We start from the raw sequence: 12,743 nt of genomic DNA, 5'->3' as shown, positions 1-12,743 counted from the left end.
ATGCGCTGGCACTTGCTTCAGGTACGCCCGAAAGAGTGCTGTCCCGGGTTGCTTCCTGGCTCGGCGGGCCGTGCTGAGCCTGGAGGCACAACCGATCCAGGGGGTGACAGCGCTTGACCGGCATGGAGACGACACGCGCGCAGGCCCCAGGGCCCCTGCCGTGGTTGAGGGCGACACCATCGGCAGCCCCGCCGGTGTCGCTCGCGTCCGTGACGTCGCCCGCGCCTTCGTCGACGGCCAGGGTCCGCCTCCGGCCTCCGAGACGGCGCAAACCCTCGCTCTCGTGGTCTCCGAACTCGCCACCAACGCCCTGCGCCACGGCGGCGGCCGCTACACCCTCCAACTCGGCGCCACCGCCGACGCGGTGCACGTCGCCGCCACCGACCTCAGTCCGTCACCCCGGGGGAACGCGCCCCCGACCTCAACGGTGGCGCCGGGGGTTCGGGGGGCCCATGGTCCGCCGCCTTACGAGCGAGGCGACCACGGCTCCTGGCCTCGGGCGGGACAAAACCGTCCATGCCCGCCTGCCGCGTGAGTGCCGACGTCGCACATGGAGCTGTACCTCGGTCAGCCGGGGGCGGCATCTGCGGCTCTGGCGGAGTCCGCAAGGGCGTCGAGCCGGGCGGCGAGGCCGGGGTGGGTGGCGGTCAGGTGGGGGCGGGCGGCACCCAGGGGGCGGATGAGGGCGGCGGGGTCGTCGTCGGCGAGGGCCGCGTTCAGCTGCCTGAGCGGGGAACGCGCGGCGGCCGGAAGGTCGGTGAGGGCGGCGATCTGGCCGGCGATGCGGCGCAGGTCGGCGGCGTTGCGGCGGGCCCAGGTGGCGGCGCTGCGTTCGGCGGCGCGGTGTTCGCGGGTGGCCTGGACGCGTTGTTCGCCGGTGGTGCCTGCGGGCCCGGGCCGGCCCCGCAGGTAGCGGCGCTCGGCGGCCTGGCGGCTGGCGACGCCGAGGGGGTGGGCGAGGTCGGCCCAGCTGGCGCCTGCGTGGCGGGCGGTTTCGATCAGGCCGGTTTCCCATCCGGCGAGCTGCTCGCGCACCTGCCGCAGTAGCAGCAGGGAGGCCAGGGCCTGCTCAGGGCCGGCGTCGGGGGCTTGGGGGGAGCCGGGGGCCTCGTGCCGGGCGGCGCGCAGGGCGTCGTCGATGGCGTGCAGGGCCGCCGCGGCGGCGAGAAACGATGCCGGTCTCTGAGCGCCAGGGCTGGAAGGGGTCGGCTGGTCGGCTGCTGTCACGGGCACCTCCCTCGTGCTGTCATCTTTCTGACGACGCTCTTGTTTGTCATCCATTGGACGACATGTTACAACGGTTTCAGTGAGGCGCATTGGCAGCAACTGCCCGAACCTTCTGGAGGTGTTTTCGATGTTGATGCGCACCGACCCCTTCCGTGAGCTCGACCGGCTGGCCCAGCAGCTGATGGGCCCGGGCACCTGGTCGCGGCCGTCCGCGATGGCGATGGATGCCTACCGCGAGGGTCACGAGTACGTGGTGGCTTTCGACCTCCCCGGTGTCAGCGCGGACGCGATCGACATCGACGTCGAACGCAACGTGCTGACCGTCAAGGCCGAACGCCGGCCCGTGGCCAAGGGCGACGACGTGCAGATGGAACTCTCCGAGCGGCCGCTGGGCGTCTTCTCCCGCCAGGTGGTGCTCGCGGACACGCTGGACACCGAGCAGATCAAGGCCGACTACGACGCCGGAGTGCTCACCCTGCGCATCCCGATCGCCGAGCGCGCCAAGCCCCGCAAGATCTCCATCGGCTCGGGAGCCGACCGCAAGGAGATCTCCGGCTGAGCCGGACGATGCGGGCCCAGCGGCGGCGGAGGACGGGCACCTGATCTCCCCCTCACCCCGTCCTCCGCACCCGACGGGACGGACTCGAAGAAGGGTGGCGATGGACGTGACCCTGCGATGGGAAGCGTTCCTGGAACATGTGAGGGAACGCGGCGAGTACGACAGCCTGCCAGAAGCAGAACGCGCGGCCCGCGTGGTGCTCGCCCTGCTCGGCGCGCACCTGGTCGGCGAGGTACGCGCCGAGCTGGCCGCGCGCCTGCCGGAAGACTTCGCCCTGATCCTCCTCAACCCGCTGCAAAGCAGAGAGCCCCTGCCACCGGAGCGGTTCCTGCGCGCGACCGCCGCCTGGATCGAAGGGGCCACCGAGCAGACCGCCGCCTGGGACGTCAGCGCCGTCCTCAGCACGGTCGCCGACGCGGCCGGCGACGACCTGCTGAGCCAGATCCTGCTCCAGCTCCCCGTCGGCTACGACCTCCTCTTCGGCCGCCCCCAGCCCGCCTGACCACCCACACCCCCGGCGTCCCCGCACAGGCACCACGACCTTCGGCGACAGAAAGGGCAACGACCGCAGTGATGCCTACGCCGAGATGGATCTTGTCCCGGCGGGCCGGGCGGCCTACCGCCGGTTTCCGGCCGGATGTTTCTCGTCGGGCTCGTCCTGGCCCTCGTCCCCGCCGGGCTCGCGCCAGCGCCCGAACGGCCCGACGGGCTGCGCAGGGGGTGGCGCCGAGCACGTCCGGCCCCTTCGTACGGTGCGGTGGCAGCGGGATCACGCGCCCTCCCCTTCGTGTCGGGCCTTCGCCAGCGGCGCCGCCACGACGTCGTGCGTTGAGCTCGTGGACGGTGAGGATGACCTCCCGGCCGGGGCGGCCTCCTTGATGTCGTACGCCAGCTTCAGCGCCTTCCGAAGCTCCGGCCGTGTCTTCACCCGGGTGATGGTCTTCTCGGAGAAGATCCGCTTGCAGACCGGCCCGAGCGCGTCGAGCTGGGAGGCGAGTTCCTGCTGCGCGGTCGAGCATCGCGCGTACCCGATCCGGATCGGCTCGGACGCCTCGGCGGCAGGCAGAGCCTCGACGGGCGGACCCGGCTTCCAGGTGCGTCCCGGCCCCCGGTCCTCGGGCACGAGGACTTCGAGTTCCTCACGGAGCGCGGAGACGAGGATGAAGCGGGCGGTGTGGTACTTCGTCGCGGTCTTCCCGGCCCGGGTGCGGCGGGAACTGCCCGCCGTGAGCGCGACCGCCGTCACGCACGGCTACATGTCATTTGGTGGCAGCTTGGGGGCGCAGGACCGTCAGGGCGGTCGCTGAGGCATCGATGGAGCGTTGGAAGAAGTGGGTCGCGTTGTGGCCGGGGCATGCGTGAGTGCCATACCGACGACCAGTCCGATGGCGATGGCGGTGACGATCGTGATGAGTTTCTGCAGGTCTTGGAGGCCTTCGATGACGTAACCGCCGGCCAGGGTGGTCAGGCCGCGCAGGCCCAGTGAGCCGACGGTCAGGGTGAAGAAGCCGGGAAGGATGAGGATCAACCGGGGTGGGCGGCCAGGGTTGCGGTCAAGCAGATTGGCTGCGGCGGCCAGCACCGCGGCAGCGACGAATGTGCCGCCGGTCTCCCGGATCAGCTCGGTGAACAGTGACTGCACCCCGACGGTGGCATAGACCAGCACGAGGAGAGTCCCAAAGAAGCGATGGGGGATCGCGAAGGCCAGGACCGTGCCGGCGGTGAAGACGATCCCGCCCAGGACCAGCGCCCACTTGGGCAGGTCGGCGTGGGCGGCGGTGTCGAAGAGGGCGTTGAGGGGGGTGCCGGTGACGAATACGCCCATCAGGACGCCGAGGTAAAGCTGGACGAGCAGGAATATGGAGTAGACGAACCGGATCGCACCGGTGGTGATGAGGCCGACGGCCAGCTCGGTGGCCGATGCGCTCAGGAAGTCTCCGGGAACGAAGTAGAACAGCGCCGGGAGCATCAGCAGGACCGGGCCGCCGTGTGCCGGACCGTCAGTGAACACCTCGATGGTGACGACGGAGACGATGGCCGAGGCCACCAAGGGGAGGATTTTGGACAGTCGCGGTGCATGAACGGAGGCGACCACAAGCGCCGCGGCGATCGCGCCCAGGACGGCTGTGGTGGTGATCTCGTACCAGGTGGGCTGGACCAGCGGGGCGAAGCCCAGGGAGAACAGCAGGACGCCGAGGAACTTCAGCCACCAGGGGTACGGCGGCGATGCGGCCTCGATGCGTGCCAGCCTGCGGTCGGCCTCGGCTACCCCGGGCCGGCCCGTCTTCACGTCGGCCAGGAAGGGCTTGAGCGCCGCGGCTTGGTCGAGCCGGATCACCTCCGGCAAGCCGTGCACGCAGACAGTACGGATACGGCCGTCGGCCGCAGCGATCGAGAGCACGGCCGCTTCGGGCACGAGGACTACCGACGCCTGGCCCCCGAAGGCCTGGGCGCTGGTGCTCACAGCCCGCTCGATGGAGTAGGCGCCCTCGCCGGAAGAACGCAGCATCAAGGCGGTCAGGCGGGCCAGGAAGCCGGTCAGATCGTCCAGGCCGGCGGCCGCATGCCCCATGTCCGTCTCCTCTGCCGGCGCCGGGAACCCCAGGGTGCAGGGCGCGAAAGGCGTCGGAGTCCCTTACGGCTTCAATCGGTAGTTCGGGGGAGAGAACTGCACTGCCCATCGGCGGTCCGTTCCTGGGCGGGAGCATCAGTCAGAATCAACATGTTCCGGGTCCACCTGTTCTGGCAGAGGCAGTGATGGCGGGAACAGGCGGTCTTCCAGGACGGGTAGCCCGAACAGCATGAGAAGCGGCACCACCGGGCCGAGCAGAGCTATCACGATCAAGGCGCCTCCCCGCGAACTAGCGATCACGGCTGTTGCTTGGCGGCAAGCCGGCCACATCCACCGTGCGGCCGAACGGGGGACGCCGCACATGGAGACGAGGCCCGTGTAGGCCGAACGGGTGATGTCTTGTGCAGCTGAATGGCTTGACCGGCGGTGGACCGCGTCGGCTTGGCGCGCCCCCGGCAGCGCAGTACGGCTGAGCGCCCCAGTCGCACCCCGACACTCGAAGTCGCTGCCCTTGGTAGTGCCGGATACTGCGTATGAGCGCGATCTCGAACGGTCAGGAGATCTCGCCCAGCACGTGGCCAAGCTGGCCCGGCTGCGCCATCCCGAACGGGCGATTCCGCGCGACTTGCGCCGCACGATCCTGGCAATGGGCCAGCTCGCGCAGCGTCTGATGGCCCAGACCGCGGAAGTGCTCATCACCCGCGACCTCGACGCGGCGCTTCAGATGGAACGGGACGACGACCGCATGGACGAACTGCACCGTGCGATCTTCCAGCACCTCATGACGACCGGTGGCACCACGGGGTCGAGACAGCCGTGGATGCCACGCTCATCGGCCGCTATGACGAACGCTTCGGCGATCACGCTGTAGCGGCACCCCGGCGTGTGGTCTTCCTCGTCACCGGTGAGCAGGCGGACGACCTGCTCACCGAACCGCCCACCATCGCCTGGCCCATCCCGGGGCGCTCGCGACGTAGGTATACCCGGCCGACTCACGAGCGGCCGGGCTCACCGGCGGAGGCCCGGACCACATCACTGTTCCTGTGACCTCCGCGTTTCCAGGCTACGGCCGCCCCGGCTGGTAACGCCCGCTCCCGACGATCGGCGCGCCGCCGGATGACCGCAGGCGCCGATGCCGTCGGGGCCCGCCCGGTTCAGACGCGGGCACTACAGCCCGCCCTCAGCCATCCCGTGCACCGCCGGAATGGTGCCGACCGTCTGAGTCGTGGCGCGGTCACCGCAGGCCCGGAATCCTGGACCCGAATGGCTTCCCAATGGAGAAGTCAAGCCGTGTGGGGCAGTCGTAAACCCGTTTGAGACCGTTCGTGATCTCTCCTAGGTTGACCCGCGTGACGATCGAGGTGCCCTACCAGCCGCTTCCGGTTCACCAGTCAGACGTGCGCTATGCCCATGGCCCCGACTCCGCCGTGCAGCCAGGCGTACCCGCAGGCGAGACGATCGAGTTCGACTGGAGCGACAGCGCGATCTACCCGGGAACGTCACGGAAGTTCTGGGTGCATGTGCCCGCGCGGTACGACCCCGCGGAGCCGGCGTCGCTGATGGTGTTCCAGGACGGATGGTGGTACCTGGACCCTGAAGGGGAGGTCCGCGGCGCGATCGTTCTGGACAATCTCGTCCACCGCGGTGACATCCCGGTCTCCATCGGCGTGTTCGTCGACCCGGGCGTCTTTCCAGATGCCGAGGATCCGAAGAACCGCAATACCGAGTACGACGCCTACGACGACCGGTACGTCAGCTTTCTCCTGACAGAGATCATCCCTGAGGTCACGAGGCGCTACTCGATCGCTGAGGACCCCGACCGGTGGGGCGTCTGCGGTGGCAGTAGCGGCGGGAACTGCTCCTTTACCGCGGCGTGGCTGCGCCCGGACAAATTCCGCCGGGTGATCGGGTACTTGTCCAGCTTCACGCAGATGCCAGGCGGCAACCCATACCCCGAACTCATCTCCGGTGTCCCCCGCAAGCCGCTGCGCATCTTCATGCAAGCGGGCCATCGTGACCTGCGCTGGAACGAGCCCGAGGCAAACTGGCTCGCCCACAACCTGCGCGTCGCGGCCGCGCTCGCGGAAGCCGGCTACGACTTCCGCCTTGTTCTGGGCGATGGCGGCCACAGCCCCAATCACGGCGGGGTCCTGCTTCCCGATGCCCTGCGCTGGCTGTGGCGGTCGGACGATCACCCGGACTAACCGGTGGGTTGGGGCGCGGCGACTTCGTAGAGGCGGCCGTCCCGGATCAAGGCCCACAAGCTGTTCGTGCTCGGTTCCGCCGTCGGGCATCACCGGATCCGGCCGAGGGGGCTTGTGTGGACAGCAGGGGCCGGAGGTAGTCGTAGCCGGCCGCGCTGATCTCACCGGGATCCAGACGCCCCAGGGCGCTGCGCAGGATCTTCTCGCTCGGGACGCGGTAGCGGCCCAGTAACGGGTGATAAGGCAGGCCAAAGGCCGCAAGCTCCTGCGGCGTGGCACGCCGGCACCACTCCGCCGCGGCGGTGATCGAGTCGTGGCCCGCCGCAGTCATCGCGCAGACCACCAGGGCCAGCAGCGAGGAGATCCGGTAGCACCCCGCAAGCCCCTCGCGGGTCGGTGACCGACTCGAACTCGGCAACCAGACAACGGACTTGGACCTGTGCGGCAGCCTCACCGAGGGCCTCCAGTCGGGGTGCGTGAGGCGCGAGAACGGCGACAGGAGATGATGGAGGGACGAACACGGCACCTTCGTGGATCTTGAAGCGTAGAGCACTCCATGATCCGCAGGTGCCGTGTTCATGTGCTTCTGGGGCTCGCCATCGAGATCAACCTGCCCAAGACAGGGTGAGCCGGGCAAACGCCCGGGCCCTGGAGTGACCCCGTTCGAGACGTTGTCCGAGCCCGGAAGAAAAAGAACAAGCTGACTGCCTGTTTCTGAACTCGGTGAAGCTGCTGGGGTCATGCGGCTGTCTCGACAAAACCGATTGCAGTTCGGCCCGGACTCTGGTTGCGGTTCGCGCATGCCCGTTACGCCCCGTGTTTCTTAGCTTGGACACCCAGCTTCGACGGTGCCTCGGCTACGTGATTTCCCCGATGCGGTGATCCCCAAGAGCATCTACAGTCGTCTCGGTCACATTTCAGGGGTGCGTATGAAATATCGAATGCTGACCGCGGATGTGGTGAACCTGCTTCTGGGAGACGGGGAGACAACCCCGAAGGGCATCGAGACCACCGCCCTGGAGATGGTCCGCACGGGCCGGCTACAGGGTGAACAGAAAGCCGACGGTACGGTGACCGTGCGGATAGTCCCGCGTACCGCCGACTCGGCACCGCTGCGGCCCGTCGAGGAACTGGTGGTCGAACGCATCCGTCGGCGCTGCCGAAGCGGTGTCGACCGCGTGCCGATAGGCGCCCTCGGGCCGGGCGACGGCGACGAGTTCTGGGTGTGGTGGCGCGGCTTTCAGAACAGTGTCCGTGACGAGACGACGGCCCTTGGCCTCATACGGCCGGCCCGGAACAAGTACGTGACGCTGCTGTATCGGGGTGCGGCCCTCGCGGCCTGGTTCGGCGCCCTGTGGGCCGGCGTGTCGTGGAGTCCCGACTGGATGCGGATCATTCTCAAAGTGGTCCTCGTGCTCAGCCTGTTGGGGCTGGTGCGGCTGTCAGACGTCCCGCTCGGGTCCGGGCCCAGGTTGACGGCCGCCGGACGGCAGGCCGCGCGCGAGTGGCGGACCCACGACCGCGCTGGAGAGCATCGGCTGCCCAAACGCCAGGTGGGAGCGGCTGGTCCCGAATCGGCGCTTCCCGTACGCGAGCCGCGGCGGATCTGGTCCTCGTACGGCAGATCGTGGCACGTCGTGGACGCCGGGCCGCTGGATACCCCGCGCTGGGGACACCTGTGGCAGTTCATGGTGCTGGCCGTGACCGTGTGCGCCGCCTTCGTCGCCGTGGTCGTGGTGACCCTGACCGCACGCCCGCCCTTCGGCTGGGAATGGGACACCGCTCCGGTGCTCACCGGCGTACTGCTGTGGGGCCTGTGGCTGCCGGCCCGCCGTCGTGTCCTGGCGGTTCCCGACGAGTCGAGCTTTCGGGGTGCCGTCATCTCGCGCTGGGACTACGACACTCACCACGCCGACCCGCACACGGATGTCACGCACTACTGCTGCTCCATCGAGGACCCGGCGACGCGGAAAGCCTGGTCCTTCGAGGTCGACCAGTGGAGCCGGCCGATGTTCTCACGCGAAGCGAACCCGGAGCTCAAGGACCGGTTCCGGGTGGGGGACGTCGTCGATGTCCACTGCAGCCCGCGTCGGCGCAAGATCCATCAGATCAGTGTGGTCGAGGCCGTGTCGCGGACCGACTGACGATCAGATCCGCTCTCCGGCACGGATGCGGCCGATGCCCCTCCACGCCCAACGAGACCACGCCACCTACCTGCACGAACGCGGCGCCCACTACCTGCTGACCATCAAGAACAACCAGCGCAGCCAGCCCGCCAACTCCATGCCCTGCCCTGGAAGAACATCAGGTCCTGCGGATCCGGCGCCGTCGCCGCCTCTGCGGAGCGAAGAAGTGGTCCAGCGAGACCGTCTACGCCATCACGGACCTGACCGCCGAAGAAGCGAACGCGTCCGAGATCGCGTCTTGGGTTCGCGGGCACTGTGCGGTGGAAAACACCGTCCACCGGGTCCGAGATGTTGTCTTCCGAAAGGACAAGTCGCAGGTCAGAACCCACAATGCGCCCCGTACTCGCTGCCGTCCGCGACCTGATCCGCAGCGCACTCAAGCTCGCCGGATACGTCAACACCGCCGCCGGACGCCGAACCCACACCGACCGCCCCCGCGTCCTCACTCTCTACGGCATCACATGATCAAACCGGACGAGTCAGGCAAACGCCGGGGCCCTGCCTGTCGAACGGATGACCTGGGGGGTGGTGTCACCGGGCCCGGGAGGTGCCGTCGGAGACGCTGATGAGTCAGAGGTCCGGCCACCGCTCGGTCCGGCGCAATGCCGGACAGCTCGCGGGCGGCAGGTCTGCATAACGTGGATGCGCGCGTACGACACCACTGCCGAGGCCGGCACGTTCAACTCTCCTGGAAGGTCGCGATGTTCGACACCGACGACGTGGGGGTGTTCCTCGGCCTGGACGTCGGCAAGACCGCTCATCACGGCCATGGGCTCACCCCGGCCGGGAAGAAGGTCTTCGACAAGCAGCTGCCCAACAGCGAGCCGAGGCCTCGGGAGGTCTTCGACAAGCTGGCCGCGAAGTCCGGCACCGTGCTGGCGTCTCCAGGGCGAACGTCGCCTGAGTAGCCGCTGTCAGGAGGGCTCGGGTGTTTCTGCGCGCTCGATCTTGCCGATCAGGAGTTTGAGCTGCCTGATCTCCTCTGTGAGGGCAGACTGGCCAGCCTTGGTGAGGGTGACCGAGGTGCGGGCACGTTTGCCTGCGTAACCCTTCTCGATGGTGATGAGCCCAGCGCTTTCCAGTACGCCGAGGTGCTGGGAGAGGTTGCCGGCGGTCACCTCCAGGTTGTCACGCAGGTAGCTGAAGTCCACCTTCCGTGCCTCGTGGGCGATGGTGAGAATGCCGAGCCGCACCCGCTGGTGGACCAGGTCGTCGAGCCCGTTGGCGGGGTGACCGCTCATCGGGTCCCCCGCTGCTGGGCCAAGGCGAAGCCGATACCGGCGAGCAAGAGCACGCTGCCCTGGATCGCCAGGTGCGGCAGGGAGGACCACAGTGAGGGGGGTGCGATGGCCCAGCCGAAGTTGACGGGCGCCAGCACGATCACCAGGTAGCCGAGGGTGAAGACGAGCAGGGCGCGGTTGCGTTCGGCCCAGGCCAGCACCAGCAGTCCCAGCCCGACGGCGACGGCCGGGCTCGCCAACCGCGAGGCCCAAACCTGGGAGTCGAGTGATCCGATGTGGTGGTAGGTCCACAGTGATACGCCCGTCGTCAAGGCCGCGAAGACGATTCCTACGGTGACGTACGGCCAAACCCGGGTGCCGACCCCGCGCGCCCGGGAGGTGTGCAGGTACCAGACCGCGATCCCGGCGTAGCCCAGCACCAGGGCGACGGGCCAGTAGATGAATCCCGCGGGGTGAGACACGGTGCAGACCTCGTTCGCCGGGCCAGCGACGCTGCGAACCGTCTCACAGGCGCCCTTCGCCTTGGAGCTGTAGCGGTAGACGGGGATCGCCACGAAGGTCACCGCAGCAAGCACCACGAGCGGGAACCAGGTCGCACGCTGAGCCCTGCGGACTCGCTGCGCCAGTTCGTGGGCGGCTTCCAGTAGCCGACGTGGTTCGTTCCCGGAGAATGCAGGCTCTGTTGTCATGGAAGATAGGTTAGTAGAGCAAACCGATCTGCGCTAGAGAGCTGAACGTCAACAAGCGCGATGCTCAGCCCACAGATCCCGAGTCGATCAGGGCGAACGTTGCCTGATGCGGCACCAGCGAGGGCGCGCGCGGAGGCCGTTCCGCGCCAGATGACCTGGCCAGAGGACGGTGGATACGCGGGCCCGGTGACGCGTGGCCTGCAGCCGCTTCCGGACCGCGCACGGCCTGCATCTCGGCGACTCCCGCAAACCCGTCAGTTGCGCAGGCGGCGCACGGCCTGGGCCTCGGCGCGTTCCACTGTGCTGCGACCGTGGGTGTGCACCAGAGTCAGGTGGAACAGGGAGGGGGCGACGGGAGCCCAGCGACGGACGCGGTCCGGGCGCAGGAGGTGGCGCACCACATCCGCCGGGCGGAACGGCACGTACTCGATGCCCTGGTGTTCCCACCGGTCGGCGACGCCGCGCGAGATACGGTCTCGCAGCGCGTCGCCGGTCAGGCCGGCAAGGTGCGCGGTGAAGTGGGCGCACCTCTGCCGCCGCTCCACGTCCAGGACGAACGCCAGCATCGTGAGCGTGAACTCGTGTGGCTCCAGGGGCAGTTGAACTCCCAACCCGACCGGTCCTCCCCCGCCGTCGTGACCTCCGCGTCCATCACATCGAGCGGCAGCATGACCGCGCGCACCGGGTGGACGTCACCTCGCCGAGGTGCCCGGCCGCGCGGCGAGGCCAGAGCGCTCACAGGCACGACGCCCGGCGTACCGCCACCACCAGCGTCCTCGCAGCAGCGCGCAGCTTGTCACCCGAACGGTGGGAGGCGAGGACGTCCGCAATGGCCAACCGGCGGCGACCGTGAAAATCGCTGTCCGGTCACCGGAGCACGGTGATAGACATCCGGCGTGGAAGAGAATCTTGAGTTCCCCGACCTGTTGCGACTGATCGATGAACGGTCGACCGCCTTCCGCGCCGTGGTCGCCGCCGCGCCGGGTCTCGACGCACAGGTGCCGACCTGCCCTGGGTGGACGCTGTTCGATCTGGTGAAGCACCTGGGCGGGGGAGACCGCTTCTGGGCCGCCATCGTCGGCGCGGGGCCCGCCGACGCGCCCCCGGCCGAGGCCGTCGCCGCGCGCGCCGCGCTGGAAGTGCCGCAGGAGCGTGAGGCCCTGCTGGCCTGGCTGGACGCGTCGACGCAGCTTCTGCTGGGCGCCCTGCGAGCGGCGGGACCGGAGAGCGGTTGCTGGACGTGGTGGCCCGCGTCGCAGTCACCGCAGACCGCCGGCGGCACCGCCCGGCACCGGGTCCAGGAGACCGCGGTGCACACCTACGACGCCCAGCTCGCCGGGGGCGCCCCGCAGCCGCTGCCGGGCGAGCTGGCACTCGACGGTGTGGAGGAGTTCCTGTTCACCGTCTGCGCCACGCCGAGTGCCTGGCCGCACAAGCCCACGGCCTTCGACTTCCACGCCGCCGAGGGCCGCTCCTGGCGCCTCACCGTCGACGGCGACGGCGCACGCACCACCCGCATCCCCGCGCCCACCGCCGCGACCGGCGAGGACTCGGACGCAGCCGGCGCCTCCGTCCACGGCACGGCCAGTGAGCTGGTCCTCTACCTGTACGACCGGATCCAGGCCGACTCCTTGCAGGTTGGCGGAGACGCAGGGCTGCTCGACCTGCTCCGCGCCTGGGAGCCGGAGGAGAAGTAGGACGTAGCGGGGGCGGTTGGCCGCGCCTCGAGGCTGCGGGGTCGGGGCGGGCAACCGGAGGCTTATTGCCACCGCGCGATGCTGGACGCGATTCGCTACCTGGTCGACAACGGCAGGAAGTGGCGGGCCATGCCTGCCACTTCCCCCCGTGGGACCGGGTCTACGCGTTCTTCCGGCGCTGGCGCAACCACGATCTGGTCCGCGAGTTCTACGACCGGCTCCGCCGCCTGGTCCGCGAGCGGGCCGGGCGGGACTCGGAGCCGGGCGCGGGCGTGATCGACTCGCAGTCGGTCAAAGCGGATGCGTCGTCGGCTCTGACAGCCGCGGCTTCGACGGCGGTAAGCTGATCAACGGGCGCAAGCGGCACG

General features: G+C 69.1%; 13 protein-coding genes and 5 pseudogenes. 11 read left to right on the top strand and 7 right to left on the bottom strand.

From position 1 onward, the window contains the following. Window positions 1–160: 160 nt before the first annotated feature. The gene (locus tag OHB00_RS47045; RefSeq protein ID WP_406444632.1) at window positions 161–535 is read left to right on the top strand and encodes an ATP-binding protein; all 375 of its coding nucleotides are present in this window, start codon (window positions 161–163) and stop codon (window positions 533–535) included. A gap of 32 nt (window positions 536–567) precedes the next feature. Here the strand turns inward: OHB00_RS47045 and OHB00_RS47040 are convergent, their stop codons facing one another. After that, window positions 568–1,227 carry a type III effector protein gene (locus OHB00_RS47040; protein ID WP_406444630.1) on the bottom strand — a complete coding sequence of 220 codons (660 nt, stop codon included), beginning with the start codon at window positions 1,225–1,227 and terminating at the stop codon, window positions 568–570. A gap of 127 nt (window positions 1,228–1,354) precedes the next feature. Between OHB00_RS47040 and OHB00_RS47035 the strand changes: the two genes are divergently transcribed. Both OHB00_RS47035 and OHB00_RS47030 read left to right on the top strand, forming a co-directional pair. Continuing rightward, window positions 1,355–1,786 (top strand): Hsp20/alpha crystallin family protein, encoded by a 432-nt coding sequence (locus tag OHB00_RS47035; protein ID WP_406444628.1) that lies wholly within the window; start codon window positions 1,355–1,357, stop codon window positions 1,784–1,786. Between the two features lie 106 nt (window positions 1,787–1,892). Next, window positions 1,893–2,288 carry a DUF2267 domain-containing protein gene (locus OHB00_RS47030; RefSeq protein ID WP_406446304.1) on the top strand — a complete coding sequence of 132 codons (396 nt, stop codon included), beginning with the start codon at window positions 1,893–1,895 and terminating at the stop codon, window positions 2,286–2,288. A 267-nt stretch (window positions 2,289–2,555) separates the two neighbouring features. On the opposite strand, the gene OHB00_RS47025 is transcribed toward OHB00_RS47030, so the two are convergent. Together OHB00_RS47025 and OHB00_RS47020 are read right to left on the bottom strand one after the other, a co-directional pair. Then, on the bottom strand, window positions 2,556–3,032 hold the full coding sequence (locus tag OHB00_RS47025) for a recombinase family protein (RefSeq protein ID WP_406444626.1): 477 nt from the start codon (window positions 3,030–3,032) through the stop codon (window positions 2,556–2,558). Between the two features lie 45 nt (window positions 3,033–3,077). Continuing rightward, window positions 3,078–4,358 (bottom strand): threonine/serine exporter family protein, encoded by a 1,281-nt coding sequence (locus OHB00_RS47020; RefSeq protein ID WP_406444624.1) that lies wholly within the window; start codon window positions 4,356–4,358, stop codon window positions 3,078–3,080. Window positions 4,359–4,896: 538 nt separating this feature from the next. Between OHB00_RS47020 and OHB00_RS47015 the strand changes: the two are divergent. Further along, window positions 4,897–5,405, top strand: a pseudogene (locus OHB00_RS47015) (phosphate signaling complex PhoU family protein); the annotation flags it as partial. Between the two features lie 302 nt (window positions 5,406–5,707). Then, on the top strand, window positions 5,708–6,562 hold the full coding sequence (locus OHB00_RS47010) for an alpha/beta hydrolase (RefSeq protein WP_406444622.1): 855 nt from the start codon (window positions 5,708–5,710) through the stop codon (window positions 6,560–6,562). A 15-nt stretch (window positions 6,563–6,577) separates the two neighbouring features. On the opposite strand, the pseudogene OHB00_RS47005 reads toward OHB00_RS47010, so the two are convergent. Further along, window positions 6,578–7,083, bottom strand: a pseudogene (locus tag OHB00_RS47005) (transposase family protein); the annotation flags it as partial. A gap of 420 nt (window positions 7,084–7,503) precedes the next feature. Between OHB00_RS47005 and OHB00_RS47000 the strand changes: the two are divergent. From OHB00_RS47000 to OHB00_RS46985, 4 genes and pseudogenes are all read left to right on the top strand, one after another. Beyond that, window positions 7,504–8,706, top strand: a complete 1,203-nt coding sequence (locus OHB00_RS47000) for a DUF2207 family protein (protein ID WP_406444620.1) — start codon at window positions 7,504–7,506, stop codon at window positions 8,704–8,706. 37 nt (window positions 8,707–8,743) lie between these two features. After that, window positions 8,744–8,862: pseudogene (locus tag OHB00_RS46995) on the top strand (ISAs1 family transposase); the annotation flags it as partial. 5 nt (window positions 8,863–8,867) lie between these two features. After that, window positions 8,868–9,213: pseudogene (locus OHB00_RS46990) on the top strand (ISAs1 family transposase); the annotation flags it as partial. 236 nt (window positions 9,214–9,449) lie between these two features. After that, window positions 9,450–9,626, top strand: a pseudogene (locus OHB00_RS46985) (transposase); the annotation flags it as partial. 36 nt (window positions 9,627–9,662) lie between these two features. Here OHB00_RS46985 and OHB00_RS46980 read toward each other — a convergent pair. The 3 genes from OHB00_RS46980 to OHB00_RS46970 form a co-directional block, all read right to left on the bottom strand. Beyond that, on the bottom strand, window positions 9,663–9,989 hold the full coding sequence (locus tag OHB00_RS46980; protein ID WP_406444618.1) for a transcriptional regulator: 327 nt from the start codon (window positions 9,987–9,989) through the stop codon (window positions 9,663–9,665). After that, window positions 9,986–10,678 carry a hypothetical protein gene (locus OHB00_RS46975; protein WP_406444616.1) on the bottom strand — a complete coding sequence of 231 codons (693 nt, stop codon included), beginning with the start codon at window positions 10,676–10,678 and terminating at the stop codon, window positions 9,986–9,988. The genes OHB00_RS46980 and OHB00_RS46975 overlap by 4 nt, the downstream gene beginning before the upstream one ends. A gap of 254 nt (window positions 10,679–10,932) precedes the next feature. Continuing rightward, window positions 10,933–11,289 (bottom strand): hypothetical protein, encoded by a 357-nt coding sequence (locus OHB00_RS46970; protein ID WP_406444614.1) that lies wholly within the window; start codon window positions 11,287–11,289, stop codon window positions 10,933–10,935. A 285-nt stretch (window positions 11,290–11,574) separates the two neighbouring features. On the opposite strand from OHB00_RS46970, the gene OHB00_RS46965 reads away from it, so the two are divergent. Next, window positions 11,575–12,375 carry a maleylpyruvate isomerase family mycothiol-dependent enzyme gene (locus OHB00_RS46965; RefSeq protein WP_406444612.1) on the top strand — a complete coding sequence of 267 codons (801 nt, stop codon included), beginning with the start codon at window positions 11,575–11,577 and terminating at the stop codon, window positions 12,373–12,375. Between the two features lie 119 nt (window positions 12,376–12,494). Further along, on the top strand, window positions 12,495–12,722 hold the full coding sequence (locus tag OHB00_RS46960; protein ID WP_406444610.1) for a hypothetical protein: 228 nt from the start codon (window positions 12,495–12,497) through the stop codon (window positions 12,720–12,722). The last annotated feature ends 21 nt before the right edge of the window (window positions 12,723–12,743 follow it).

The sequence above is a fragment of the Streptomyces sp. NBC_00631 genome (genome assembly GCF_045206895.1).
Lineage (GTDB): Bacteria > Actinomycetota > Actinomycetes > Streptomycetales > Streptomycetaceae > Streptomyces.
The sequence above is the reverse complement of the archived record's forward strand: the minus strand, read 5'-3'. Positions and strand labels throughout refer to the sequence as shown.

Excerpts from the sequence above, each read along its gene's own strand:
- OHB00_RS47035 (WP_406444628.1), top strand. The coding sequence starts at position 1,355 with ATGTTGATGCGCACCGACCCCTTCCGTGAGCTCGACCGGCTGGCCCAG.
- OHB00_RS47020 (WP_406444624.1), bottom strand. The coding sequence starts at position 4,358 with ATGGGGCATGCGGCCGCCGGCCTGGACGATCTGACCGGCTTCCTGGCC.
- OHB00_RS47000 (WP_406444620.1), top strand. The coding sequence starts at position 7,504 with ATGCTGACCGCGGATGTGGTGAACCTGCTTCTGGGAGACGGGGAGACA.
- OHB00_RS46980 (WP_406444618.1), bottom strand. The coding sequence starts at position 9,989 with ATGAGCGGTCACCCCGCCAACGGGCTCGACGACCTGGTCCACCAGCGG.
- OHB00_RS46975 (WP_406444616.1), bottom strand. The coding sequence starts at position 10,678 with ATGACAACAGAGCCTGCATTCTCCGGGAACGAACCACGTCGGCTACTG.